20 protein-coding genes are annotated in these 25,515 nt (G+C 47.2%); 13 read left to right on the top strand and 7 right to left on the bottom strand.

The annotated features are described in order from the left end of the window. Nucleotides 1-18: 18 nt before the first annotated feature. A complete protein-coding gene (locus ST37_RS10470) occupies nt 19-1,233 on the bottom strand; it encodes a pyridoxal phosphate-dependent aminotransferase (protein ID WP_084886024.1) in 1,215 nt (404 codons plus the stop codon). Nucleotides 1,234-1,482: 249 nt separating this feature from the next. On the opposite strand from ST37_RS10470, the gene ST37_RS10465 reads away from it, so the two are divergent. The 7 genes from ST37_RS10465 to ST37_RS10440 all read left to right on the top strand — a co-directional run bounded on the left by ST37_RS10465 (nt 1,483) and on the right by ST37_RS10440 (nt 9,037). Continuing rightward, nucleotides 1,483-2,766 carry an isochorismate synthase gene (locus tag ST37_RS10465; protein WP_242426276.1) on the top strand — a complete coding sequence of 428 codons (1,284 nt, stop codon included), beginning with the start codon at nt 1,483-1,485 and terminating at the stop codon, nt 2,764-2,766. Continuing rightward, nucleotides 2,766-4,463 carry a 2-succinyl-5-enolpyruvyl-6-hydroxy-3-cyclohexene-1-carboxylic-acid synthase gene (menD, locus tag ST37_RS10460; RefSeq protein ID WP_084886021.1) on the top strand — a complete coding sequence of 566 codons (1,698 nt, stop codon included), beginning with the start codon at nt 2,766-2,768 and terminating at the stop codon, nt 4,461-4,463. The genes ST37_RS10465 and menD overlap by 1 nt, the downstream gene beginning before the upstream one ends. Then, nucleotides 4,450-5,256 (top strand): 2-succinyl-6-hydroxy-2,4-cyclohexadiene-1-carboxylate synthase, encoded by an 807-nt coding sequence (gene menH / locus ST37_RS10455; protein ID WP_084886019.1) that lies wholly within the window; start codon nt 4,450-4,452, stop codon nt 5,254-5,256. Before menD ends, menH begins: the two co-directional genes overlap by 14 nt. Nucleotides 5,257-5,271: 15 nt before the next feature. Beyond that, a complete protein-coding gene (menC, locus tag ST37_RS10450) occupies nt 5,272-6,258 on the top strand; it encodes an o-succinylbenzoate synthase (RefSeq protein WP_084886017.1) in 987 nt (328 codons plus the stop codon). A 44-nt stretch (nt 6,259-6,302) separates the two neighbouring features. Beyond that, a complete protein-coding gene (locus ST37_RS10445) occupies nt 6,303-7,637 on the top strand; it encodes an AMP-binding protein (RefSeq protein ID WP_172400980.1) in 1,335 nt (444 codons plus the stop codon). A gap of 111 nt (nt 7,638-7,748) precedes the next feature. Next, on the top strand, nt 7,749-7,901 hold the full coding sequence (locus ST37_RS20000) for a hypothetical protein (RefSeq protein ID WP_172400979.1): 153 nt from the start codon (nt 7,749-7,751) through the stop codon (nt 7,899-7,901). Between the two features lie 251 nt (nt 7,902-8,152). Then, nucleotides 8,153-9,037 carry a TIM44-like domain-containing protein gene (locus ST37_RS10440; RefSeq protein ID WP_084886014.1) on the top strand — a complete coding sequence of 295 codons (885 nt, stop codon included), beginning with the start codon at nt 8,153-8,155 and terminating at the stop codon, nt 9,035-9,037. 93 nt (nt 9,038-9,130) lie between these two features. Here ST37_RS10440 and ST37_RS10435 read toward each other — a convergent pair whose 3' ends face one another. From ST37_RS10435 to ST37_RS10420, 4 genes are all read right to left on the bottom strand, one after another. Continuing rightward, nucleotides 9,131-12,256 carry an HD domain-containing phosphohydrolase gene (locus ST37_RS10435; RefSeq protein WP_084886653.1) on the bottom strand — a complete coding sequence of 1,042 codons (3,126 nt, stop codon included), beginning with the start codon at nt 12,254-12,256 and terminating at the stop codon, nt 9,131-9,133. A gap of 173 nt (nt 12,257-12,429) precedes the next feature. Then, nucleotides 12,430-13,152, bottom strand: coding sequence for an oxygen-insensitive NADPH nitroreductase (nfsA, locus tag ST37_RS10430; RefSeq protein WP_084886012.1), 723 nt, complete (start codon nt 13,150-13,152; stop codon nt 12,430-12,432). Between the two features lie 580 nt (nt 13,153-13,732). Then, nucleotides 13,733-15,877 (bottom strand): phosphate acetyltransferase, encoded by a 2,145-nt coding sequence (gene pta / locus ST37_RS10425; RefSeq protein WP_084886010.1) that lies wholly within the window; start codon nt 15,875-15,877, stop codon nt 13,733-13,735. Between the two features lie 105 nt (nt 15,878-15,982). Then, on the bottom strand, nt 15,983-17,179 hold the full coding sequence (locus ST37_RS10420) for an acetate kinase (protein WP_084886008.1): 1,197 nt from the start codon (nt 17,177-17,179) through the stop codon (nt 15,983-15,985). Between the two features lie 322 nt (nt 17,180-17,501). Here ST37_RS10420 and yfbV point away from each other — a divergent pair, with 322 nt between their 5' ends. The 5 genes from yfbV to malZ all read left to right on the top strand — a co-directional run bounded on the left by yfbV (nt 17,502) and on the right by malZ (nt 23,032). After that, nucleotides 17,502-17,954, top strand: a complete 453-nt coding sequence (yfbV, locus tag ST37_RS10415; protein ID WP_084886006.1) for a terminus macrodomain insulation protein YfbV — start codon at nt 17,502-17,504, stop codon at nt 17,952-17,954. Between the two features lie 343 nt (nt 17,955-18,297). Further along, complete coding sequence (locus tag ST37_RS10410; RefSeq protein ID WP_084886004.1) at nt 18,298-19,263, top strand: ABC transporter substrate-binding protein; 966 nt, start codon at nt 18,298-18,300, stop codon at nt 19,261-19,263. A gap of 67 nt (nt 19,264-19,330) precedes the next feature. After that, nucleotides 19,331-20,248: an ABC transporter permease gene (locus ST37_RS10405; protein ID WP_084886002.1), complete on the top strand. Its 918-nt coding sequence runs from the start codon at nt 19,331-19,333 to the stop codon at nt 20,246-20,248. Continuing rightward, nucleotides 20,245-21,039, top strand: a complete 795-nt coding sequence (locus tag ST37_RS10400; RefSeq protein WP_084886000.1) for an ABC transporter ATP-binding protein — start codon at nt 20,245-20,247, stop codon at nt 21,037-21,039. Before ST37_RS10405 ends, ST37_RS10400 begins: the two co-directional genes overlap by 4 nt. A 151-nt stretch (nt 21,040-21,190) precedes the next feature. After that, a complete protein-coding gene (malZ, locus tag ST37_RS10395; RefSeq protein ID WP_084885998.1) occupies nt 21,191-23,032 on the top strand; it encodes a maltodextrin glucosidase in 1,842 nt (613 codons plus the stop codon). Between the two features lie 127 nt (nt 23,033-23,159). Here the strand turns inward: malZ and dusC are convergent, their stop codons facing one another. After that, a complete protein-coding gene (dusC, locus tag ST37_RS10390) occupies nt 23,160-24,116 on the bottom strand; it encodes a tRNA dihydrouridine(16) synthase DusC (RefSeq protein ID WP_084885996.1) in 957 nt (318 codons plus the stop codon). 105 nt (nt 24,117-24,221) lie between these two features. Here dusC and ST37_RS10385 point away from each other — a divergent pair, with 105 nt between their 5' ends. Continuing rightward, on the top strand, nt 24,222-24,824 hold the full coding sequence (locus ST37_RS10385; protein ID WP_084885995.1) for an SEC-C metal-binding domain-containing protein: 603 nt from the start codon (nt 24,222-24,224) through the stop codon (nt 24,822-24,824). A 52-nt stretch (nt 24,825-24,876) separates the two neighbouring features. Here the strand turns inward: ST37_RS10385 and dsbB are convergent, their stop codons facing one another. After that, on the bottom strand, nt 24,877-25,398 hold the full coding sequence (dsbB, locus tag ST37_RS10380) for a disulfide bond formation protein DsbB (RefSeq protein ID WP_084885993.1): 522 nt from the start codon (nt 25,396-25,398) through the stop codon (nt 24,877-24,879). Between the last annotated feature and the right edge of the window lie 117 nt (nt 25,399-25,515).

Raw genomic sequence — 25,515 nt, 5'->3', positions numbered from 1 at the left:
TGCAGCGGCGTAGACGTATTACTGGCGATAAGTCGATAAGAAGCGCTCAAGCCGGCCAATGGCCACCTCAAGATCCTCTATATGCGGAAGAAAGACAATTCTAAAGTGATCCGGCTTTGGCCAGTTAAATCCTGAGCCTTGAACTAACAGTACTTTCTCTTGCTGTAAAAAGTCTAAAACCATTTGTTGATCATTTTGAATATTGAATTTCTTTTGATCCAGTTTAGGGAATAAGTACAGCGCACCTTTGGGTTTTACACAACTGACCCCAGGAATGGAAGTGATCAATTCATAGGCTTTGTCACGTTGCTCGAGCAACCGGCCACCTGGCAAAATCAGCTCATTGATGCTTTGATAGCCGCCTAGAGCGGTTTGCACCGCGTGCTGCATCGGTACATTGGCGCACAAGCGCATTGATGCAAGCATATCCAGACCGTCGCGATAACCTGCAGTGAGATGAGTAGGGCCGGTGACAAACATCCACCCACTGCGGAAACCACAGATACGGTAGGCTTTTGACAAGCCATTAAACGTAACACAGACAACGTCATCGGTAAGTGTCGCGATAGACGTGTGTGTTGCGCCATCGTAAAGGATTTTCTCGTAGATTTCGTCAGCGAAGATGATCAGTCCATGTTGTCTTGCAATTTCAATTACTTGCTGCAAAAAGTCACGACTGTATACCGCACCCGTAGGGTTGTTGGGATTGATAAGCACAATACCGCGTGTTTTAGGGGTGATTTTCTTCTTGATGTCATCGAGATCTGGATACCAGTCGGAGGACTCGTCACACAAATAATGCACTGGCGTTCCGCCAGACAATGACACTGAGGCTGTCCACAAGGGGTAGTCGGGAGCGGGAACCAGCAGTTCATCACCGTTATTAAGCAGCGCTTGCATTGCCATCAAGATAAGCTCCGACACACCATTACCCATATAAACGTCTTCGACGTCTAGGCTCATGATCCCCTTGCGCTGATAGTATTGCACCACCGCCTTGCGAGCAGGGTAAATGCCCTTTGAATCGCAATACCCCTGTGAGGTGGGCAAATTGCGCAATACATCGACCAAAATTTCGTCCGGTGTATCAAAACCGAATGGGGCGGGGTTACCAATATTCAGTTTAAGTATTTTGTGCCCTTCCTCTTCCATGCGCTTAGCATGTTTAAGTACTGGACCGCGTATGTCGTAGCACACATTATCGAGCTTTGACGACATTGCGATATTTTCCATCGTAAGACCCCGTTATTTCTAATGACTATGGATTTTAAGCTACACTAAAAGTTAGCTATTTAGTATAAAAATCTGCTAGTTAACACTGAGAATTGACGTAAAACTGTCCGGCTGTGAGTAAAAGCCCTCATTTCCAATAGTCGAGGCTTGATCTCACTGCCTGCACACCATAGAGTTAGTCCACTTTATCCCAAACACTAATTTGGCTTTCCATAACTAGAGGTTGGTTTGGCGCACCTAGAAAACTACGTGAACGAGTTGATCGCAAAGATCGAACCGACGACGCCAGCAAAGACACGTCTTGAAGTGCCTTTGCCTGCACTTAAGTTTCATCCTGTGGATTGGTTATCGAGCCAAGTTATTTATCCGCAGTTTTATTGGCAATCACGCAGTGGTGCGGAAGAAGTCATCGCTTTAGGGCAAGTCGCCACCTTTATTGAGCTCGCACCCGCGTATTTGGTGTTGCAGCCGTCGCAACGTATTTGGGGGGGGAGAGCCTTCGAATACGATAATCCTCAGCGCAACCGTTGCCTTAAATCGTTTTACTTTATGCCGCAAATTGAGTTAACCCGCCGAGATAATCAGTGGTTTTTGTCGGTGAACGTGGCTAACGATCCGACGTTGACGATCCACGTATTACGCCAACTCAAATTTGATTTTAAGCCATTAAAAACGCTGTCTACCCACGTCCAATCGCTTGAACATACCCCTAATAAAGTCCAGTGGCATTCCACAGTAGAAAAAGCGTTGAATGACATTAAGCACACTGAGCTGCAAAAAGTGGTGTTGGCACGGGAAACCAATGTAAAACTTGCCGACGATATTTCAGCGTATCAACTGCTGAAAACCAGCCTAATGAACAATCCCTATAGCTATCATTTTTTGTTTTCGGTCGATGCCAACCAACAATTTATTGGTGCGAGCCCAGAATGCTTGTATCGCCGAAATGGTCTGGATATAGAAACGGAAGCGCTGGCTGGAACCATTGGCCGCGGCGATAGTGCCAACAAAGATATGGAGCTGGCACATTGGTTGATGAACGACAAAAAGAACCTCAACGAGAACCAGTTGGTGGTCGATGATATTGCACAGCGATTAGCCCCTTATTGCCAAAAAGTGACCATAGCACAAGACGCAAAGCTGTTGAAACTTCGACGTGTACAACATCTAAGGCGACACATAGAGGCAAGGCTCAATACCGACGTGCCAAAGTTTGTGATTTTGGATGCCTTGCAACCTACCGCTGCAGTCGCTGGGCTGCCGAGAAAGCTTGCCATGCAATTTATTGCCGATAACGAACATTTCTTTAGAGGCTGGTACAGCGGTTCGGTGGGATACATCAGTCAGCAGCACGCCGAGTTTTGCGTTGCGATCCGCTCTGCTTTGTTTATTGCAGGCAAAGTGAAACTGTTTACCGGCGCCGGCATTGTTACGGGTTCAAACCCTGAGCACGAATGGCATGAACTGGATAAAAAAATGTCCACACTGTTAAGTTTAATGGTCGAATCCAGCTCGTTGGAAGTGGCGTCGTAATGATTCCTACCAGTCACTCTCAAGCTGCGGTGAATCGAGTTTGGGCAAGGCAGCTGTTTCGTCTGCTTGAGCAGTTCGGAGTTCGCCATGTCTGTATTGCACCAGGCTCTCGCTCGACACCCTTAACGTTAGAAGCTCAAGCAAACAACGCCATCGAAGTGCATACGCATTTTGATGAACGTGGTTTAGGCTTTGTGGCACTTGGCATGGCAAAAGTTCATCAAGCACCCATTGCTATTGTCGTGACCTCAGGTACAGCGGTGGCTAATTTGCTTCCTGCGGTAGCGGAAGCAAACTTGACTGGTGAAAAGCTGGTACTTTTAACCGCTGATCGCCCGCCCGAACTGATTGGCATCGGTGCAAATCAAGCGATCGTTCAGCAAGGACTGTTCTCAACTCATGTGACAGAGGCTGTGGATCTGCCGTGTCCAACAATCGATGCTTTATCTCAAGCGTTAATACAACCTGTGCGAGATGCTTTGCTGAACCAGCAACACAAAGGCGGAGCCATTCATCTCAACTGCCCGTTTAGAGAGCCACTTTATGTGGATAACGAGGCCGAAGTGGATGCACTATTTTGCGAACTCCCACCTTTAGCAACAGTGAGCCGATCGCCAAAAAAACATAGCGCTGATGCGATTTCACTAAAGTCGCAAGGTTTAGTGATCATTGGCAGCCTTTCGCTCAATGACGCTCAAAAAGCCAAACAGTTTGCTCAGCAGGTAGGGTGGCCGGTGCTGTGTGACATACAAAGTGGTGTGTCGAGTGAGTTTTCGGGGTATGACGTGTGGCTACCCTTGTGCCCAACCAGAGCGTTTTCTGACGTTACTCAAGTGGTGCAATTTGGCGCTCGGGTAGTATCGAAAAGGCTTAATCAATGGTTGGTGGAGCAGCATCAGCTTAACGCGTCGTTGGACTATCACGTAGTGAGCTCAGACTGGCGACTGTGCGATCCAAATAGACTCAATGCCACTCAGCATCATTCAGATATAGGGGATTGGATTGATGTCCAAACCTATCAATCGACCTCATTGAGCGAGTACACGCAAGAAAAACGCGCTGCAACTCAATTGTTATTGGCTCTAGACACTCACAGCCAAACACATCAACCAATCAATGAAGTGGGCATTGCACACGCGCTTAGCCAACTTTCGTCCCAGTGGGACCTGTTTGTCGGTAACAGCCTGATTGTAAGGTTGATGGATATGTACAGTAGGTTAAACACTATCGAAGTGTATTCCAACCGAGGCGCCAGTGGGATAGATGGACTGGTTGCCACCGCAAGTGGCGTTGCTCAATTACGAGCTCGGCCTATGGTAACCGTCGTTGGCGACACGTCAATGCTGTATGATTTGAATTCATTGGCGCGCCTATCTTCCATCTCTACTCCCTTGGTGATTGTGGTGGTCAACAATGACGGCGGCGCAATCTTTGATATGCTGCCGGTCGATCCCGACCATCGAGAGAAACTGTATCAAATGCCGCACGGCTTTCAGTTTAAAATGGCGGCGCAAATGTTTGGTTTGGACTACGCGATGCCCAAAACTGTGCAATCTTTATTGGCTCGTATGGAGCAGCATCTCAAAACGGGCAGTGGCGCTTTGCTTATCGAGGCCGTGGTCGAACCAGGGCAAGCAAAGCAACATATCGCAACGCTAAAAAACAGTCTGGCACAAACACTGCATGAAACTGATTGAGTACCCTAGGATTCGTCAACAATCTGACAATCACACGGCTGTGCTGTTTGTTCATGGGTTGTTGGGTGATCATCAAGACTGGAGTGGTGTGGTTGAACAGCTTGGTGGTTTAACCGATGCACGATGTTTTGGCGTTGATCTACCTGCTCATGGTGCAGATGCCGCATCTGTTGCAGAGGTTGACTACAATGTTGCCATCACGTTTGACGCTATTGGTGAGCAGCTGCGTTCTTGTTGCCAATCGATCATCCAATTAGGTATGAGCAACTTAGTGTTGGTGGGCTACTCTTTGGGTGCACGAGTGTTAATGTTCGCGCTGACCCATCACTACCTGCAATTTTCAGAGCTGAAAACCCTGGTGATTGAAGGGGGAAACTTTGGTCTAGAGAATGATCAATTGAGAATAGAACGCCGTAAACATGACAAACTTTGGGCGCAGCGTTTCAATACAATGAGCGCAGAGAAAGCATTAAGTTTATGGTATCAACAGCCGGTGTTTTCGGATGTAAGCGAGCAGCAACGCCAAGCGCTAATTGCACAAAGAAAACGAAACCGACTGTCCTCAGTTGCATTGATGCTCGAAGCCACCAGTTTGGGCAAACAACCTTATTTGCTACCCAAATTACTTGCTTGCGATACGCCGTTACAGCTTATCGTGGGCGAAAAAGATAATAAGTTTAGAACGCTGTACACACACTCGGGCATCCCTACAACAGTCGTGCCCAACGCGGGACATAATACGCATAAAGACAACCCGCGATTTGTCGCAAACACCCTTGCGCAGTGGTTATAAAACAAAAGGTTTACAATGAGAAAAGCACAACTTTATCGATATAGACTTCCTATGGACAGCGGAGTGGTATTACGCGATAAAAAAATAACCGAGCGAGAAGGCTGGGTTGTTGAATTGATTGAAAATGATCGACGAGCACTGAGTGAAATTTCTCCCCTTCCTGGCTGGAGTGAAGAAACGATTGATCAAGCGTATCTAGAGGCGCGTCGCTATTTGCATGCGTGGATTGATACTGGCCGTTTTGAATTGCACATGGCCTCACCATCGGTTGCGTTTGGGCTATCCATGGCGGAGCTTGAGCTGCATGGAGAATTACCGCAAGAAGGTAACTTTATATCGGCTCCACTGTGCACTGGCGATCCGGATGAGCTACTGCCAAGACTCGCGAAGTTGCAAGGCGAAAAAGTGGCCAAAATTAAAGTAGGCTTGTATGAGCCAGTTCGCGATGGCATGTTGGTGAATTTGTTTTTAGAGTCTATTCCTGACTTAAAATTACGTCTGGACGCTAACCGCACTTGGACAACTGAGCAGGCGGATAAGTTTGCACAGTACGTGAAACCGGCGTATCGCCAACGCATCTCTTTTATTGAAGAGCCGTGCGCAAAACCTGGGCAAAGCCTCACCTTTGGCATTAACAATGGTATTGCAATTGGCTGGGACGAAACACTTCAAGAAGCCGTTCGTGAACCTAACTTTGATCTCTCTCAGCTTACTGGTGCAAAAGCGATTGTTATAAAACCGAGTTTGATTGGATCGGTAACTAAGTGCCAATATATTGTTGAGCAAGCAAAAGCGCTAAACCTTAAAGCGGTGATCAGTTCGACCTTAGAAACGAGCATAGGCCTTACACAATTAGCACGCTTTGCACGCTGGTTAACACCACTAGATGTACCTGGTTTGGACACTTTAGATCTGTTTCAGCAGCAGCTTCATACGCCATGGCCGGGAAGCGATCTGCCTATTGCGACTCTAGATTCGCAAGAGCTCGTGCTCAGCCTTTAGCCGTGAGTCTCTCAGTCATGATGACCAATGAGCTTGCAGCGCTAATGAGTAAACATGCTGGCACAGAGCCACACTCGGTTGCGCTTCAGCTTGATGATCGTCACTGTACGTGGGCGACATTGCAGACAGGCATCGAACGGTTTGCCCATCACCTGCACCAACAGGGGGTGGGTAGAGATTCTCGGATATTAGTGATCGGGCGTCATCAGTCGGAGGTGTTACACCTCTATCTAAGCTGTTTGTGGTTAGGCGCAGTCGCGATTGTGGTCAATCGATTCCCGCTAAACACGCTGGTAGAGATCGGCAAACAGGTGGGTGCGACCCATTACTATCCACTTAGTGATGAAGACGTGTTGCCATCGTCTACCACACTTGACCGTTACAACTATTCCAGTTCATCCGTGGAGTCGGTGTTACCAGCCCGAATGGATATTGCCTCTGTGGTGTTAAGTTCAGGCTCTACCGGTACGCCAAAAGCGGTGGTTCATGATGCCAATGCTCACATACACTCGGCACAAGGTGTGTGTGAGTTAATGCAATGGCAAAGAAGTGATAATGCTCTGCTCACCTTGCCGCTCTATCATGTTTCAGGGTTAGCAATGGTGTGGCGATGGTTAGTCAGCGGCAGTTGTCTTTCTATTAGTGATAAACCGCAGACACTCTCAATCCCTGTTACTCTGACCTCAATGGTTGCTATTCAACTGCAGCGCTGGTTAGCGCAGCCTTACGCATCGCCAATCAAGATCCTTTTAGGTGGCAGTTACATTGACCCCAATCTCGTTGAACAAGCAAGGCTACGAGGTGCAAGTTGCTATGTGGGCTACGCGATGACCGAAATGGCATCGACCATATGCGCTAAAGCATTTGATGGGCAGCACGGCGTGGGTCAAGCACTGCTAGGTCGCGAAGTAACGTCAATTGATGATGAAGTGGCTGTTCGAGGTCCTATGCTAGCCAAAGGCGTATTGGTCGATGGTGCTCTAACGCCGCTTACAACGAAAGACGGTTGGTACCTCACCAACGATTTAGGTCATTTTCGCGATGGGCAATGGTTTATTGTAGGCCGGCGAGATAATGCGTTTATTTCGGGGGGCGAGAGCATTCACTGCGAAGAGATCGAGTCCGCGCTATTAAGCACGGGCGGCTTTCAACAAGTGTTGGTTGTCGCGGTTGAAGATGATGAGTTTGGCTTTCGTCCTGTCGCTTTATATACCCCATCGCACGCTTTTTCTCGTAAGCAAACTGAGCAGAAGTTACAGACTTTATTGATCAAGTTCAAATGGCCCATTGACTACTATCCGATTCCATCCTCAATGCAGGGTGGTGTAAAGCTTAACCGAAAACAGTTAACCCATTGGGTTAAACAACAGCGACAGTAATCGTGTGAAGGCACTTAGACCACTTTCCTATTAGTTAGGCGAAAAGGTGATTTAACCTTTTACTCGCAACGCTCAATAATTGCCTGACACAGATGGTTTAGGAAGGAACTTATGGTCGTTGCGATTGTATTGCTGTTGTTAGGAGTTGGCCTGGTAACCGACGGCTTGGTTTCGTCAATCTCTCAGCTGGCGGCGTTTTTGGTGTTGTTGGTCGTGACAGCCCTTAAAGTGGGTGCTAAAAAAGATCCATCAGATGCTCAATAGAGCGAGCAACATTAAGCCAACAACGCAACAAGTTTAGTCCTTTCTCTTGTTCAACCTGTTCACGATTGAAATTTGCCAATACCACCCCCATATCTTTATCTATCGGCGTGCTACAAGGTAATGCTTTTAGTTTTCATTTTATGTAAATGTATGATTTACAATGGTTTTTACACTTTGATACATCTAATGCGCGCCAAAAGCTGTCCAGTTACCTACAATCTTGGACCCAATTGATTATAAAAAGAGTGAATATGAAGAAGTTACTATCTGTACTTGTACTCCTAGTGGCCAGTATGTCGCTGGTGGCATCACCAATTGCTGAAGCAAAACGCTTTGGTGGTGGTAAATCCTTTGGTAAGAGCTTTAAAACGGCTCCTGCACCGAAACAACAGCAAAATACCAACAACATTAATCGCAACAACACCACTCAAGGGAATAAAAGTGGTTTGATGGGTGGCCTAATGGGCGGCCTGCTTGCAGGTGGTTTGCTCGCCGCATTTTTTGGTGGCGCATTTGAAGGCGTCAACTTTATGGATATTTTGATCCTTGGTGCGATTGCCTTCTTTGGGTTTAAGTTCTTGCGAGGCATGCTTGGTGCAAAGGCTGGAAGCATGAATCAGCAACGCACGGCCTATTCTGGCGCACAAACCGGTTCACAAGGTTATCAGCGTGACGCAAAAGGCGATCATGACTTCAATACTAATTTCACGCCTAATAATGGTGGTGGTTTTGGTACTCAAGCACAATCAGATGTACCGCATAACTTCTACCCAGGCTTTGACCAGTCAGCGTTTGTGGACGGCTCTCGTGAGCATTACCGTATTTTGCAAGGCGCGTGGAACCACAATCAGCTTGAAACGATTAAAGAGTACGTGAGTGACGACTTGTATCAAGAACTGGTGGCTGATCGCAATGAGTTAGACGGTGAGCAGCATACAGATATCATCTTTATCGATGCTGAAATCGTTCGTGCTGACTACAACGCTGAGCGTGCGCAACTGAGTCTTCAATTTAAAGGCCGTTACCGTGACGCAGTCGAAGGTGTCGAAGAAGACATTACCGATGTATGGCATTTAGAGCGCGATATGACCCAAGATAACGCCCCTTGGCTGATTGTGGGGATTCAAGGTAGCTAAACGCTGCTAATCCCATGGCCAGTGGCCTAGAATAGCAACAGGCTTACAGGAAGCGCCGTATCAATATCGATACGGCGCTTTTTTTGTGTTGCGCTAAGTATCGCTAAGGTACTTACTGATATCCACTTCGTCCACTTGTTTGCTAGGTAGGAAGCGTTGGGCGTATTTCAAATAGGTGCCGCTGGTTAAGAAAAACTGGAACAGTGCCATATCAAAATGCTCATCCAGCGCCATCTTATACATAATATCCACTGCGACACTGATTGGTTTGGCCTTTTTATAGGGTCTGTCTGAGGCGGTAAGCGCTTCATATATATCCGAGATAACTAAAATACGCTCAGGAATAGACAGTTGCTCGGCGGTGAGTTTCCGAGGGTAGCCGGTGCCTTTGAGTGTTTCGTGGTGCGTGGAAGCATAACGCGGTACCCGGCTAAGTTCAGGAGGGAAGGGTAAGCGTTCTAACATCTTGATGCCGCTAATCATGTGTTCGTTGATCTTGTAGCGATCTTCATCAGTAAGCGTGCCTCGGCGGATGGTTAAATTATATATCTCTCCCAAGTTATATTGATGCTCTGGAACTCGTATATTGATGTTGAGCTTGGGATCAAACTCACCACCGTGAGTCCGAGGAACAATGTGCTCGGCTTTATCCGCCAATAGCGGCTCCTCACAAGGGTAGTCAATTGCGCTATTGCTCATTGCCAACTCTTCGAAAGGCGATAAACCCAGACGATTGTCAAAGTACCGTGTCCAAGTTTGAGTCGACAACGTATTGATTCTTTCTATGTCCTCATCACTCATAAACTCGCCACCGATGTTGGCTTTTGCGACAAAGGCAAAGTCGAGTTGAAGCTGTCGTTGCTGTTCAGCAAGTTGATCGATGAGTGCTTGTTTTTGATGCGACTCTAAGGTGCCTTGAAGTTGTTTGAGAGTGTTAATTTCCGCGTCACGCCACAACACCTCAAAGCGCATACGGATTTCGTGAATACGATTGTAAATGGTTTCTAGTTTACTGCCTTTGTCGATGATGTGTTCGGGGGTGGTGATCTTGCCGCAGTCGTGTAGCCATGCCGCCATACGAAATTCGCGGCGTTCGTCATCGTTTTTGAATGCAAAGTCTTTGAAGGGGCCAGAGTCTGCCTGTTCCAGCGCTTGTGACAGCATGATGCCAAGTTCTGGAACACGGTTACAGTGTCCTGCAGTGTATGGCGATTTGTCATCAATGGCCTCGGCGATGACCTTTATGGTGGATTCAATAAATTCTTTTTGAGCTGATTCGTAATCTCTAATGACATGGGACATTTCGTGGATAGAGCGTGATAATTCCCATACCTCTTTGATTGGGGTATCGACGAGTTTCACCTCATCGTAGCGGCGCTGTTTGATTTTTTGTGTTTCAAGCTGCAGTTGGGTAATTGGGGAGACAATAGGCGTCCCGAAAACCCAGGCAAGTGGCAACAACAAAATCATTACGCCCACGGTAATGAATATTGAAGTGACGACTTTCTCCCGCGCCGTCGCTGTCATAGCTTCAACAGACAATACCACAGCAAAATATTCTTCAAACACCCCACTTTGGCCAACGGTAGTGACATAAAAGTAGTGCATTTCACCTTCTATTGGCACCAGGTGCAGTTTGTCGTGTTTTGCCGTGTCGCTCGCTAGGTCTAGAAGAACCTTATACGGGACATGGGTCGAATATGCGGCGTTGGTTTGACCAAACTCAGATTCTAACCACTTGAGTTTCAGGGCCTGTCGTTGCTCGTCGCTGATGTTGTCAATCGCAAGGTTGATAACCGAGAGAACATCAGCATCTCGAGGTTGCATGACCAGATAATATTCACTGGGGAAGTCGTTGTTCACGTCTTCGAGTGTCGAGTGTAAAATATAGTCATCGTCAAAGGCGATGCTCAATACCTGTTTGAGTATGGCGGAGCTGTCTAGCACTCCGTCAATCTTGCCACTTTTGAGATCTTTTAATGCGAGATCGCGGTCTGTATAGGAAACAACGGTTAACTCACTGTATTGTTTTTGAAGCTCTGGAATAATGGACAATCCAGTAAGCATGCCTATTTTTTTGCCCTTTCCCCACTGTTTTAAGTGAGTAACCGAGCGTTGTTTATGGTGGGTGAGCAACCCAAATGGCATCTCAAATAAGGGTTTTGAATAGATGCCAAGGCTTTGGTCATAGTGTTGTAATGAGTGCAAAATATCTATTGCGCCGACTTTGTAACTGTCGACTAATTCTGCCCAAGTTCTTCCATTAATGTAATCGAACGTTAAACCTGTGTTTTGTTTTATAAGATTGAGAAGATCGATTGCGAAGCCTTTGGGTTGACCCGCCAACGCAAAATCTATGGGAGCCCAGTCATTCTGATTTGAGATGGCTAAGTTGCGGGTGCTTTGAATCAGCTGCTGCTGTTGTGGGTTCAAAACCAGAGGAGCGCTTTTTGGGATTGTAATGGAAGGCTCGATTTTTTGGTTGGACGCAATGATGTCGCCACTGCCATTAAACAGATACGCTTCAGCTTGATTTCGTTCATCTTGGGTGATGATGTTTTCCGAGATACTCAGTGCTATCGCCGATAAAACAATGTCGACACCGAGCACCACATTGTGTTTTGGAATGGCTTTAGAGTAAGTTTGCCCAGTAAGTTTTAAATTGTGAAACAGATAGGGGTCGGTTTTATAGACTAACTCAGTAGCATCTCTGTTATACCAGGCACGTTGGGTAGGGTAGTAGTTACTGGCCTCCTCGACGAGTTCTCGAGTAACGAACTCATCATTCATAAAGGCTGTGCGGCGAATACGTTCATTATTGCTCGATGTATGGGTGATGAGCACCCAGCGGTCGACGGCAGATGCACCAATTTCATCTCTTATCAGGCTCGATGCCTCTAGATTAATCAGCTGCAGGAATTCGTCGTCATCGTTACCAATATAAAGGGAATATAAGGTATTGTTCGCCCTTAATGCCCGTGCAAATGTTTGTGCTAAAGGTAAAATATCCTTGGTGTGGTCGAGGTGCTTTTCGGTGATCTCCGCAAACAGATCCGCCGTATAGCTGGCGTTACGATCGAGCTCACTGATCGATTTAGTGATAATGGAAGAGGCGTTCGCGTATCGTGATAAGGTATTTTCTTTCGCCAGTTCTTTTGTAAAGTAATATTGTAAAAAGATGGCTAGGGTTGCCGTGAGAATAGTGGCTATGACAAACATGCCACCAACCGTAATACGAATGGGCAGCTTGTTTTTTACTCTGAATTTGAACAAAAGCAACTCCTTTGCTAATGACAATTTATCTCGAGGGGGGTGCTAAAATGAGCCGCTGATTGGTGTTTGATTGCTCACCGTCGAACCATTTTATCTGCTAGGTTGCGCACTTCTCGAAACTAGCGCTTTGTCAGCCCTTTGCTGTTTAAGTAAGGCAATATATGAGGGCGTGACTCACCCGCGAGTTTACCCGTCACTTGCGTCGACCATTTGCTCTGTTTTTGATTGCTGGAACGAGTGGCATAATAGTGCTGCATGGCACTGTCGTAGGCGTCGATATCAGTCATATTAAGCGGCTCATACTGGTCTTGATGTACGATGACGTGAGAAGGTAAGCGAGGCTTAACGTCTGGATCTTGATCGGGATGACCCAAACAGAGTCCGAATAATACGGCAGTATTGCTGGGTAGATTAAGCAGTTCGTCGACTTGTTGCGCACTGTTACGTAGCCCGCCAATATAGACCCCGCCTAATCCCATCGACTCGGCAGCGAGGAGACAATTTTGCGCCATAATTCCGCAGTCAACCGCGCCAATAACAGTGAGTTCGGTAAAGTCTGCTTGGACGTCTGGGTTAATAGTCGCATGGCGCTGGTAGTCGATACAAAATACTAAGAATTCAGCAGCTTGTTCAACGTAGGCCTGGTTACCAGCATAGCGAGCCAGCGCGGCTCGTTTGCTTTTATCACTGACACGAATAATGGATACCACTTGTAAAAGGCTCGACGAGGACGCCGCTAATCCGGCGCTAATAATTTGCGACAACTGAGCCTCTTTGATGACTTCGTCGGTAAATTTTCGGATTGAGCGGTGATTCAAGATGGTGCTGAGTGTTTGGTTCATGCGGCCAAGTCCATGCGAGTCAAAATTGCTTATCTATTGACCATAGTAAATTCCCTACGGCAGGTAAACTCCATATGCAACAAAAGCTAATAGTTTCATGCATATCCGAGTTATTGATCGGGTTTTTCCTGTTTCGACGTTATTGGCTGGAATACACACTTCCCTAAATGAGCCATTAAAGGTTGGTGTCAATAGTAAGTAGAGAAAGGCCCTCTGTGATGTAGGCTACCCTTAAGATCAGCAGCAGATGAAAAACATCTGTCTGTGAATACCATACCCCTTTATTGCACGATTTTTGGCCTATACCAGCCTTAAAGTAGTATCGGTAGTCGATCATTGTCGCTTCATACATGCGATCCAGTAGCGACACAATTGTGTTGGTTGTGTGCCTATTGGTACCCAAAAGGCTTTAATCATCAATGATAAACAGGAAGTCTGGTGATGTCTCGACTAAGTCTATTAGCACTCTCAGTCGCAAAGCGCACTTTTTCACACCTTCAAAGGTAGTGACTTAGTGACACTGGGACATAAAAAAACCCCAGCTCTTTCGAGTTGGGGCTTCAATCAATTACTGAGGCGATTAGGCGTCAGCTTGGCTCGCTTGAATCGCTGTAAGTGCGATGGTGTAGACGATGTCGTCAACCAATGCACCACGTGACAAATCGTTCACCGGCTTACGCATGCCTTGCAGCATAGGACCGATAGAGACTAGGTCTGCAGAACGTTGAACCGCTTTGTATGTCGTGTTACCTGTATTTAGGTCTGGGAATACAAATACGGTCGCTTTACCCGCGACTGGAGAATTTGGCGCTTTAGACGCTGCCACGTTTTCCATGATTGCCGCATCGTATTGAAGCGGACCATCAATCACAAGATCAGGGCGTTTCTGTTGAGCGATCTTAGTTGCTTCACGCACTTTATCAACGTCTGCACCTTTACCTGATTCACCGGTAGAGTACGAAATCATTGCAACGCGAGGGTCGATACCAAATGCCGCTGCAGATTCTGCTGATTGAATCGCGATTTCTGCAAGCTGCTCTGCGTTTGGATCTGGGTTGATCGCACAGTCACCGTAGACCAATACTTGATCAGGCAGAAGCATAAAGAAGATTGACGACACGATTGAGGTGTTAGGTGCTGTTTTGATGATTTGGAACGGAGGTACGATAGTATTTGCTGTGGTGTGAACCGCACCAGATACTAGACCGTCAACTTCGTTGTTCTCAAGCATCATCGTACCTAGGTACACTGAGTCTTCAAGTTTTTCACGGGCAACAACTTCCGTCATGCCTTTTTTACCACGAAGCTCAACAAGACGCGGAACGTAGTTTTCACGTACCTTGTTCGAATCGATGATTTCAACGCCTGCGCCTAGTTCAACACCTTGCTGTGCTGCAACACGGCGAATCTCATCTGGGTTACCCAGAAGGACACAGTTCGCGATACCGCGCTCAGCACAGATTGCTGCTGCTTTAACAGTACGCGGCTCTTCGCCTTCAGGAAGAACAATGCGCTTAGCCGCTTTACGAGCAAGCTCTGTTAGCTGGTAACGGAATGCTGGTGGGCTTAGACGACGAGTACCTTGAGTACCTTCAGATAGAGAGTCGATCCACGGACCATCGATGTGGCTGGCAACGTGATCGTTGATGTATTCGATACGCTCTTTATCGTCTGCAGGTACTTCTAGAGTGAAGCTCTGGAGGTTAAGTGATGTTTGCCAAGTGTTACCTTGTGCTTTAATCACAGGTAGGCCTGTGTCGAATGCACGTTGGCAAAGGTCTTGGATCTCTTTTGGTAGATCGTAGCCGCCAGTAAGCAGCATTGCACCAATTTCAACACCGTTCATTGCAGACAGAGCTGCCGCGATGATGACGTCTGGACGGTCTGCCGACGTTACCAGCAGTGATCCAGGTTTAAAGTGCTCAACCATGTGTGGCACAGAACGCGCACAGAAAGTGATGCTCTTGATACGACGAGTGTGGATTTCACCTTCGTTGATCACTTCTGCGTTAAGGTGTTTCGCCATATCGATAGCACGAGTCGCAATAAGCTCGATGCTCCAAGGCACACAACCTAGAACGCGGATTGGGCTAGAGTTGAAGATTTGCATTACTTCAAGGTTAGCTTGCTGCGCTGCTGCGCCATCGTCAAATACTTCAGAAAGATCAGGGCGAGTACGACCATCATCATCAACGGGTGCATTCAGTTTGTTGATGATTACGCCACTGATGTTTTTGTTCTTTGTGCCACTGTAGTTTGAGCACGCAATTTCGATGCGCTCTTTAAGCTGTGACGGATTGTCGGTGCCTGGCGTCGCAACAAAGACGATCTCTGCGCCTAGAGTTTGAGCCACTTCGCGGTTTACCTGGTTCGCAAATGGGTGCTTGCGTGTCGGAACCAAACCTTCAATAAGAGTCACTTCAGAGTTTTTGCTCACTCGAGAGTAGTTTTCTACGATGCTTTCTAGCAATACATCGGTTTTCTCAGAGCTGATCAGTGACTCAGCTTCGCTCATCTTCATTGGCTCTGCCACTGTGATGTCGCTGCTGTTCTTCAGAATAGTAGTGCTTAGATCAGGCTGGTCGCTGCCAGAACGTGGCTGTGCGATTGGCTTGAAGAAAGAAACGTTAACACCTTTACGCTCCATGGCACGGAGCACACCCAAACTAACGCTAGTTAGACCAACACCAGCACTAATAGGGATAAGCATGATTGTACGGGACATTCGTTAAGAACCTCTGTCTTTATAATTAGATCGTCAACACGCATACGAGGGGCGCATGGCGCTGAATCAAAAAAAAGGCTGACCGATGGTCAGCCTAATACAGTATTACAGGCTTGCGAGACGCGCAGTGTCTTCAGCAATCACCAACTCTTCGTTGGTTGAAATTACCAACGCTGGGATGCGGCTGTCAGACGAAGTGATTTTACCTTCTCCACCAAAGCGTGCTTTAAGGTTTGCTTCGCCATCGACTTCGATGCCAAATACACCTAGACGGTTAAGAACCATTTCACGGATTGGAGCAGAGTTTTCACCGATACCACCAGTGAATACGATAGCGTCTAGACGGCCGTCTAGAGTCGCTGTGTAACCTGCTACGTATTTCGCTAGGCGGTGGCAGAATACGTCCATCGCGCGAGTCGCTTCTTCTTTGTCGCCGTAGTTGTCTTCAACAAAACGACAATCAGACGTCACTTCAGTGAGACCTTGTAGGCCAGACTCTTTTGTTAGCATGGTGTTGATTTGCTCAACAGAGTAACCCAGTGCGTCGTGCAGGTGGAAGATGATTGCAGGGTCGATGTCACCACAACGAGTACCCATAACAAGACCTTCTAGAGGTGTTAGACCCATTGAGGTGTCAACCGACTGGCCGTTCTTGATGGCACATACCGATGCGCCGTTACCAAGGTGACAGTTAATGATGTTAACTTGGTCCGCAGGCTTGCCAAGTTGCTCTGCAACTTCACGAGCGATAAATAGGTGAGATGTACCGTGCATACCGTAGCGGCGGATACCGTGCTCTTTGTAAAGGTTGTACGGAAGCGCGTATAGGTACGCTTCTTGTGGCATAGTTTGGTGGAATGCGGTATCGAATACTGCAGACATTGGCAAACTTGGGAATGCTTTTTGAGCCGCTTTAATGCCGATGATTGCCGCAGGGTTATGAAGAGGGGCGAGAGTTGCACAATCTTCGATACCACGTACGACTTCGTCATCGATAAGAACAGAACTAGTGAATTTCTCTCCACCGTGTACAACACGGTGACCAATCGCTTTAAGTTGATCGGCAAGCTCTGGCTTAGAGGCTAGGATGGTTTCAACGATGAATGATAGTGCTTCATCGTGTGCGGCACCTTCACCTAGTTGTGCTTCGTGTTTACCATCAAGTTTCCACTTGATGCGAGCTTCTGGAAGGTGAAGACATTCAGCAAGACCGGTTAGGTGCTCGTTGCCGTTGTCCGCGTCTACGATTGCGAATTTAAGAGAAGAACTACCACAGTTTAAAACTAAGACTAGCTTTGACATTTAGTGCATACCTATTAATGGCTGATTTTCATCAGTAGGATTAAATAATCAAAAGAATAGTCGATCCATTAAAAATCACACTATTCTCGTATAAAAATTGATCACTTCCGTTTGTGAGCGCGTACGTTGATTACATGACGACACGTTCGATCCTTGCAATCAGGGTTCAATTGCGCCTAAAGTGTAGGTAAGCGTAATGAAAATGATCGGCCTGACGTACTGGCAGAGTGTAAATATAACAAAATTAATTGAAGCTTTGTTAACTTTGGTCAATTTTTTACGTGTTTATTTTAGTTTTTAAAATTTTTTTAGTGAGGCATCCATGAGTCAACAAGCCGGATTGTTCCATTGCTTAAAAGATGGGCAAAAATATATGGATACTTGGCCAATGCGAAAAGAGCTGAGCCCACTGTTTCCAGAGCAGCGCATTATTAAAGCCACTAAGTTCGCTGTTAAGGTGATGCCTGCAGTGGCTGCGATCAGTGTTTTGACGCAGATGGCGTTTCAAAATTCTCACGCTTTGCCACAAGCGATAGTGGTGGCGTTGTTTGCGATGAGTTTGCCGTTGCAAGGGATGTGGTGGTTAGGTCATCGCTCTCACAGTGTGCTGCCTCCAGCATTGGCAGGATGGTATCGAGAGTTGCATGCCAAAATTGCCGAGACAGGCGTCGCGTTGGAGCCAGCAAAGAGTAAACCTCGTTATAAAGAGTTAGCCCAAATACTCAATCGAGCATTCAAGCAGCTCGACCGCTCTTCACTCGAGCGCTGGTTCTAATTCAATCGTAGTGATTCATTGTAAACTCCACCCATGCGGTGGAGTTTTTTTTTGCAAGCACGACTAAGTATTTGTGCTTGTTTAACCCGTTTGGCGGCGACGTTTGATACGGCGATGTTGAAGGTTTGAAATTCCATAAACATCTTAACGCCACATCGACAAAATAGCAGTGTGATGCTCCGTATGTTGCGATAATGTTGCCCTTTGGCTTTTCTTTCTTCGTCTAAGGTGTTAATAATGGTGAAGAAAACAACGATTCGCTGCCAAATGAGCAGTCGAACGACCTAAAAGTGCAATACGCACACACAACATTGCAATTAATATGCTGAATCAAGGAGTGAAGATGAAAGCAAATAAACTGATCGCTGCCGCGTGCATCGCGGGCGCAGCGCTACTTACGAGTGGCAGTGTTATGGCGGACATGGCAAAAGTAGCCGTTTCGCAGATTGTTGAACACCCTGCGCTCGATGCAACACGCCAAGGTTTGATCGACGGACTTGAAAAACATGGCTATAAGCAAGGTGAAAATCTAGATTTTGATTATAAAACGGCGCAAGGCAACCCCGCTATTGCGGTTCAAATCGCTCGTCAATTTGTCGGCGAAAACCCAGATGTACTTGTCGGTATTGCAACGCCAACCGCGCAAGCTCTCGTTTCTGCGACCAAAACGATTCCCGTGGTCTTCACCGCAGTTACCGATCCACTTGGTGCAAAACTTGTCAATCAACTTAAAAATCCTGGATCTAATGTAACGGGTTTATCTGACTTGTCGCCCGTTGCGCAGCACGTGGCTCTGATCAAAGAGATCATGCCAGAAGTGAGCTCTATCGGTGTAGTGTATAACCCAGGTGAAGCAAACGCAGTCTCTTTGGTTGAACTTCTTAAAACCAGTGCTCAAGCAGCGGGTTTAGAAGTAGTAGAAGCGACCGCGCTAAAAACTGCCGATGTGCAAGCAGCCACGCTGGCGATTGCCGCAAAATCTGACGTGATTTACGCGCCAACCGACAACACCGTGGCAAGCGCTATTGAAGGCATGATTGTGGCAGCTAATCAAGCGAAAACGCCAGTATTTGGCGGCGAGAACTCGTATGTGAATTCTGGTGCTATTGCGAGCCTAGGTTTTGATTACTACCAAGTGGGCGTACAAACTGCAGACTACGTTGCCGCTATACTCGATGGCCAAGCTCCGGGTGACTTGGATGTGCGCGTTGCTCAAGGTTCTGATTTAGTGGTTAATGCGACAGCGGCGAAAGCGCTAGGTATTGAGATCCCTAAATCAGTGATGGATAGAGCAACTAGCGTAAAATAACGTTGAACACTAGCACCATTAAAGGGCTGGTATTAACCAGCCCTAAAGCAGCAGAGAGGGAGTTGTAATGTCTGCTTTTGCCTTTTTTGGAGCCTTGGAATTAGGGCTCATTTTTGGTCTGGTTGCGTTAGGCGTGTTTTTAACGTTTAAGGTGCTGGACTTTCCCGATCTTACTGTGGACGGTAGTTTCCCTATGGGAGCTGCAGTAGCGGCGACCGCGATTGTGGGAGGAATCGACCCTTGGGTTGCGACGGCAATGGCCATTGTCGCCGCTGGATTAAGTGGATGGGTCACCGCATTTTTAGCGGTTCGATGCGGTATATTACACTTGCTCGCATCCATTCTCACTATGATTGCCGCTTTTTCTATTAATATTCGTATCATGGGCCGACCAAACGTTGCGTTGCTGGGCCAAGACACATTGCTCACCCCGTTCGAAGCCTTTGGTAACCCGATGTACATTCGCCCGCTAGTGATTGCGGTACTTGTACTTGCTTCGATGTGGTTTGTTGTACGCTTACTCAATAGTGACTTTGGGCTAGCGCTGCGCGCCACTGGTGTGAACCAGCGTATGGTGAAAGCGCAAGGCGTCAGCGTTTCTTTTCATACTTACTTCGGTTTAGTTCTCTCTAACGGCTTTGTGGGCTTTGCAGGAGCGTTGTTTGCTCAAGCGAACAGTTTTGCCGATGTTACCTCAGGTGTGGGGACTATCGTGGTTGGCCTTGCCGCGGTAATATTGGGTCAAACTATTTTGTCTAGCACAAAAATATGGGTTGCAGTAATTGCGGTTGTTCTTGGTTCGGTGCTGTACCGTCTAGCCGTTGCTTTTGCGCTGAGTAATGGGATGTTTGGTCTGCAAGCATCAGACCTTAACTTGGTGACTGCTCTGTTAGTTGCTTTGGCCTTAATAGCTCCTAAATTAAAAAGCCGTATGAAAGCGAAAAGACGTATGGCGGAAGCGAAAGCCGCTAAGGAGTCTGTATGATCCAGTTAGACGATATTCAAGTCACTTTTAATCCGGGCACTATCCTAGAGAACAGGGCATTACGAGGCATTGATTTGGAGGTGCCAAAAGATCAGTTTTTGACCGTTATTGGCTCTAACGGTGCGGGTAAATCTACGCTGCTTGGCGCCGTGACCGGTGAAACACCGATGATTGCTGGTAAAGTGGTCATCGACGGCCAAGATGTCACACGTAATAATGTTCATCAACGTGCCAGTTTGTGTGCGCGAGTGTTTCAGGATCCATTAGCAGGGACTTGTGCTGATCTCACTATTGAAGAAAATATGGCGTTGGCGTTTAGCCGCGGCTCAAAGCGGGGCTGGGGTTTAGCCTTGTCCAGTAAACGTCGCCGATTGTTTCAAGACCGTATTAGTATTTTAGGCTTGGGTCTAGAAGATCGATTGGGTGACAACATTGGCCTACTTTCAGGTGGTCAACGGCAAGCGGTTAGCTTGGTGATGGCGACGTTGTCGGACAGCAAATTACTGCTACTTGATGAACATACTGCAGCGCTTGATCCCCGAATGGCTGCATTTGTCATCGATTTGACCAAAACGGTGATTAAGGAATTTAACTTAACCGCTATGATGGTGACTCACTCAATGAAAGATGCATTGGCGTGTGGCGATCGTACGGTGATGCTGCACCAAGGTGAAATCGTATTGGATGTTGCAGGGGAGCAGCGAAGTAACATGCAAGTCAGTGACCTTTTAGAGATGTTTACCAAGGTACGGGGTGAAGAACTCGCTGACGATAGCTTACTATTGAGTTAACCGACAACGGGGTATGAGCGTTTTATTGAGCGCTCAGTCCCTACAAAGCGTGATCACGTTTAGAGTTTACTTGCTCTATTTCGGATCGCGCTTTTTTTGTGCCTAAGGTTTTCTACAATGTCCGCCTAAACAAACTTCGAGATTGCGCTTCATGACTGCTCCCTTTTTACATCATGCTTCAACGTGCGACGGTGTCACTGCTACCACCTCAACCCTTAGACTTGTACTGCAAACCAAAATCGATGAGCTTTTAACGGTTTATGTTCGTATTGAGCCGGATAATGAAGAGTATTTGATTGAGATGACGCGCGGCGAAGACAAAGGGCGACTTGCGCAATGGAGCGCAGAAATTCCTCTCAATGGTGATCGTGACGTGACTCATTACGTCTTCAAAGCGATCAGTGATACTCAGCAGTGGTGGTTGGATGCACAAGGAATTAAATCTCGCATGCCACCACGAGAGCTGCATTTTAAATATAACGCGGACAATCAGCCTGTTGATTGGGTGAGTGATCAGGTGTTTTATCAAGTATTTCCGGACCGATTTTGTAATGGTGATCCAACGATTGGAGTGACCGACGGGGAGTACGCAATTAAGCACGGCACTGTTCCTGTGACAGTAAAAAGTTGGGATCAAGCAGCGGTTGCCACAGGGGCAGGGATGTCGGTTGAGTTTTATAACGGAGACTTACAAGGTGTTGCTCAAAAGCTCGATTATTTGCAGGCATTGGGTATTACCGCGGTGTATATGAACCCGATTTTTAGTTCTCAAACCAATCATAAATACGACACGATGGATTACTACAGTGTCGATCCCCATTTGGGCACCAATCAACAACTCGCCGATCTCACCAGCGATATTCATCAGCGCGGAATGAAAGTGGTACTCGACGCGGTATTTAATCACACCTCGGTGGAGCACCCATGGTTTGATATGAGCGGCCGTTTTGGTAACGGGGCGTATCAGTCGCCGAACTCGCCTTATCGAGATTACTATTTGTTTGAAGAGGACAGCCAGCGTTATCAGGGATGGAAGGGCGTTGCGAGCCTGCCTGTGCTCAACTTTGAGCATCAAGGTGTACGTGATGCCATTTACGATGGAGATGACGCTGTGATGAGATACTGGCTACGCCCACCGTACAATATTGATGGCTGGCGCTTGGATGTTGTGCATATGGTGGGCGAAGGTAAGGGCGCCAAAAATAACGCGCACTATGTGAAGGAGTTTCGCCGGGTAACCAAAGAAGAGAACGCCAATGCATTTGTACTTGGTGAACACTTTTTTGAGGCCTCGCAATGGTTGCAAGGGGGTCAAGAAGACGGCGCGATGAACTATTATGGCTTTGCGCATCCAGTACGTGCCTACTTCGCGCACAAGGATATTGCGTATGCGCCAATTCAGTTGTCTACTCAAGACTTTGTAGACTGGTTGACGGAAGCTAAAGGCAAACTGCCATGGGCAAACCAGTTAACGCAACTTAATCAACTTGATTCTCATGATACGGCACGTTTTCTCACCATGGTGAACGAGGACGAGGCGCAACAAAAACTGGCTAGCGTGTTCTTGATGACTTATGTTGGCACGCCTTGCCTTTACTACGGTACAGAGGTTGGCATGGTCGGGCAAAATGACCCAGACAACCGTCGACCGTTTCCTTGGCATAATGTTGACGGTAACCCTTGGCTAGACTTTTACCAATCCTTAATAGCCATGCGTCAAAGTCACGCGGCGCTGCGTCAAGGTGATATTCAATTCTTGGTTGTTCAAGGCCAGCAGCTCATCTATTCGCGTGAGCTTAAGGGCGAGATCGTCATTGTTGCACTCAATTTAGCTGAGCAAGCTCAAGCCGTATCGATCCCTGCGTGGAAACTGGGTATTGAAGAAGCGAAGTTTACATCGTTGTTAGACGATGGTGAGGCGCTAGCAGCACAAGGTCAGATTGAGATTGACCTACCAGCGAAAGGATACAGAGTTCTCGCCATGACGGCTTAAAATAGTTCGGCCAATACTCTGTGGTGCAGATTACGCTTTGCAATCGAGGCTGCGTGCAATGGTTGGCTTGGCCTATTAAAGTACGTCAACGCAGGAAGTGCCACTGAGGGCACTTCCGATGCGATGGTTAAGCTACGCTTTTAAGCTGTTCGTGGTGCAACTTAAGTAATTCAACAATGGGCTCGGCCTTGTTGTGCACACGGATAACGCGAAATAGGTCTGCAGCTTGTGGATACTGCTTGCGCAGAAAGTTCATCCACTGTTTTACCCGATTTGGGTAGTACAAGCCTTTGTCACCTTTGATTTCATAATTGGAATAGCGGATCAGCAGCGACACAACGTCTTCCCACGACAAGGCGCTATGTTGATATTTGACGACGTTACCTAGGTTAGGGGTATTGAGTGCGCCGCGGCAGATCATGAGAGAGTCGCAGCCTGTGGTTGCCAGACAATCCATCGCATCTTGATGGTTCCACACTTCACCATTGGCGGTGAGCGGGATAGTGGCGGTTTGCTTTACCTTGGTAAGGTATTCCCAGGCAATAGCGTCGGCCTTATAGCCGCCAACCTTGGTGCGAGCATGAATAGTGAGGCCTGATGCTTTAGCACTTTCTACCGCATTCACGATCTCAAAACACTGGTTGGGATCATCCCAACCTAAGCGAATTTTTGCTGTAACAGGAATGGTGCTAGGTACAGCCTCACGCACGGTTTTAACGATTTGATGGATCAGCTCAGGGTCTTTTAACAACAAAGCCCCTCCGCCACTTTTGTTGACGAGTTTGGCAGGACAACCAAAGTTGAGATCGATGCCTTTCGCGCCAAGTTCGGCCGCTCTAACGGCATTTTCAGCCATCCATTCAGGTCGTTGTCCAAGCAGTTGAATATGCACTGGGGTGCCATTGGCAGTTTGTGAGTTGTGCGCAATCTCTGGGCAGATGCGATGAAATACATGCTCAGGAAGCAATCTATCGATCACTCTTACAAACTCTGTGACACAGAGATCGTAGTCATTGATGTCGGTCAGTAGCTCTCGCATCAAGTGATCAAGGACGCCCTCCATAGGGCCAAGTACAACGCGCATTGTGGATTCTCCAAAAAGTGACTGCGCATTGTAGTGCCGGATTTGGGATTTGTCATCTTTCGTAAGAGTTGATATAAGAGGCGCACTATCTGTTATGGAACTTAAATTATGTACCCGCTGTTAGCGCTTGACCCTAATACTACTGAAATCACACCGTATTTTGCCGAAGGTGTCCTTCTGGCCGCCAACTGCGCGGTTAAACCTTTAGATCCGGATAGTTGGTTAGGTGAGATATTTGGTGAGCTAGAGAGTCAAGATGCTCAATTGATTAAACAGCAGCTTCAGGCGCAGTATTCGTGTCTAAAACGCGGTGAATGGGCGATTTGGTCGTCGTTTTCTGAAGATCAGTTCGCCGATTTTGCCGAAGGTTTTATGGCGTTGTGGCCAACCATTGAAGAGCAATGGGGTGACATCGAGGTGTTGGACAGTACGGCTAGAATGTTGCAAGCATTGCTAACGACGTTGATGCTTGCTATCGATGAGTCTCAGACGCAGGCTCAGATGATGGACGCGGGCGTTGAACAGCCACCGTCACTGAGTGATCTATTGCCACAGTTTTCAGTGATGGTGAATGAAGTGGCAATGGCGGCTGATGAAGTGCTGGTAGGGTTACACGCTCAGCGTGTTAATCCGTATAAAGACGTTGGACGTAATGATGATTGTCCGTGTGGCAGTGGTCAAAAATTTAAAGCATGCTGCGGGCAATGATGCTCCGCCACTGGAAAACAATAAAAGGCGCCGTTAATGGCGCCTTTTTTGATTATGCTTTTTTAGGGAAAAACTGCGCGATGACAATAATCCCAAGCGCGATAAGATTGCCTGCAAAGATAACGACTAGCCATTGTGGCATCGACAGTCCCACGAATTGCCAAACAATTTTGCTGCAATCTCCATAGGCTTCAAATAACCACGGCATCCATTGGTTAAGCGGTGCCCACTCAGGAAAGACGACGAACAGGTCACAGGTCTTAAATGGCGATGGATTAAATTGGTAATCGACATGCTCAAGGGATAGAGCTAAGCCTTGCCATGCGGTGTAGCCCCAGGCTACGAGGCCAGCCCAGCGAATCACAGGGTTTTTGGGATTGAAAAGTCCGATGATCGCAGCCCCAGCGATGCCGAACATAGCCACACGCTCGTAGATACACATTACACAAGGAGGCAGTTCCATAATGTGTTGAAACCCAAGAGCGCAAAGCTCAAAGATAAGGATACAGATCAGTAGTAGACTCCAAGCGAGACGAGTCTTAGAAAATTGATTGATAGTGGTGAGTAAATTCACGGTGATCTCGATATATATTTGGCAAAAAAAGGAGCTCGCATGAGCCCCAATTTAACCACTTTTACTTATAGGTTCAATGATTTATTTCCGTAACCTTTGCAAAGCGGTGATTTACTT

The organism is Vibrio sp. qd031 (assembly GCF_002100145.1).
In the GTDB taxonomy this organism is placed as follows: domain Bacteria; phylum Pseudomonadota; class Gammaproteobacteria; order Enterobacterales; family Vibrionaceae; genus Vibrio.
The sequence above is the reverse complement of the archived record's forward strand: the minus strand, read 5'-3'. Positions and strand labels throughout refer to the sequence as shown.

Bases quoted from the DNA above. Each gene is read 5' to 3' on its own strand.
- ST37_RS10470 (WP_084886024.1), bottom strand. From the start codon at position 1,233: ATGGAAAATATCGCAATGTCGTCAAAGCTCGATAATGTGTGCTACGAC.
- menD (WP_084886021.1), top strand. From the start codon at position 2,766: ATGATTCCTACCAGTCACTCTCAAGCTGCGGTGAATCGAGTTTGGGCA.
- menH (WP_084886019.1), top strand. From the start codon at position 4,450: ATGAAACTGATTGAGTACCCTAGGATTCGTCAACAATCTGACAATCAC.
- menC (WP_084886017.1), top strand. From the start codon at position 5,272: ATGAGAAAAGCACAACTTTATCGATATAGACTTCCTATGGACAGCGGA.
- ST37_RS10445 (WP_172400980.1), top strand. From the start codon at position 6,303: ATGAGTAAACATGCTGGCACAGAGCCACACTCGGTTGCGCTTCAGCTT.
- ST37_RS20000 (WP_172400979.1), top strand. From the start codon at position 7,749: ATGGTCGTTGCGATTGTATTGCTGTTGTTAGGAGTTGGCCTGGTAACC.
- ST37_RS10440 (WP_084886014.1), top strand. From the start codon at position 8,153: ATGAAGAAGTTACTATCTGTACTTGTACTCCTAGTGGCCAGTATGTCG.
- ST37_RS10435 (WP_084886653.1), bottom strand. From the start codon at position 12,256: ATGTTTGTCATAGCCACTATTCTCACGGCAACCCTAGCCATCTTTTTA.
- nfsA (WP_084886012.1), bottom strand. From the start codon at position 13,152: ATGAACCAAACACTCAGCACCATCTTGAATCACCGCTCAATCCGAAAA.
- pta (WP_084886010.1), bottom strand. From the start codon at position 15,877: ATGTCCCGTACAATCATGCTTATCCCTATTAGTGCTGGTGTTGGTCTA.
- ST37_RS10420 (WP_084886008.1), bottom strand. From the start codon at position 17,179: ATGTCAAAGCTAGTCTTAGTTTTAAACTGTGGTAGTTCTTCTCTTAAA.
- yfbV (WP_084886006.1), top strand. From the start codon at position 17,502: ATGAGTCAACAAGCCGGATTGTTCCATTGCTTAAAAGATGGGCAAAAA.
- ST37_RS10410 (WP_084886004.1), top strand. From the start codon at position 18,298: ATGAAAGCAAATAAACTGATCGCTGCCGCGTGCATCGCGGGCGCAGCG.
- ST37_RS10405 (WP_084886002.1), top strand. From the start codon at position 19,331: ATGTCTGCTTTTGCCTTTTTTGGAGCCTTGGAATTAGGGCTCATTTTT.
- ST37_RS10400 (WP_084886000.1), top strand. From the start codon at position 20,245: ATGATCCAGTTAGACGATATTCAAGTCACTTTTAATCCGGGCACTATC.
- malZ (WP_084885998.1), top strand. From the start codon at position 21,191: ATGACTGCTCCCTTTTTACATCATGCTTCAACGTGCGACGGTGTCACT.
- dusC (WP_084885996.1), bottom strand. From the start codon at position 24,116: ATGCGCGTTGTACTTGGCCCTATGGAGGGCGTCCTTGATCACTTGATG.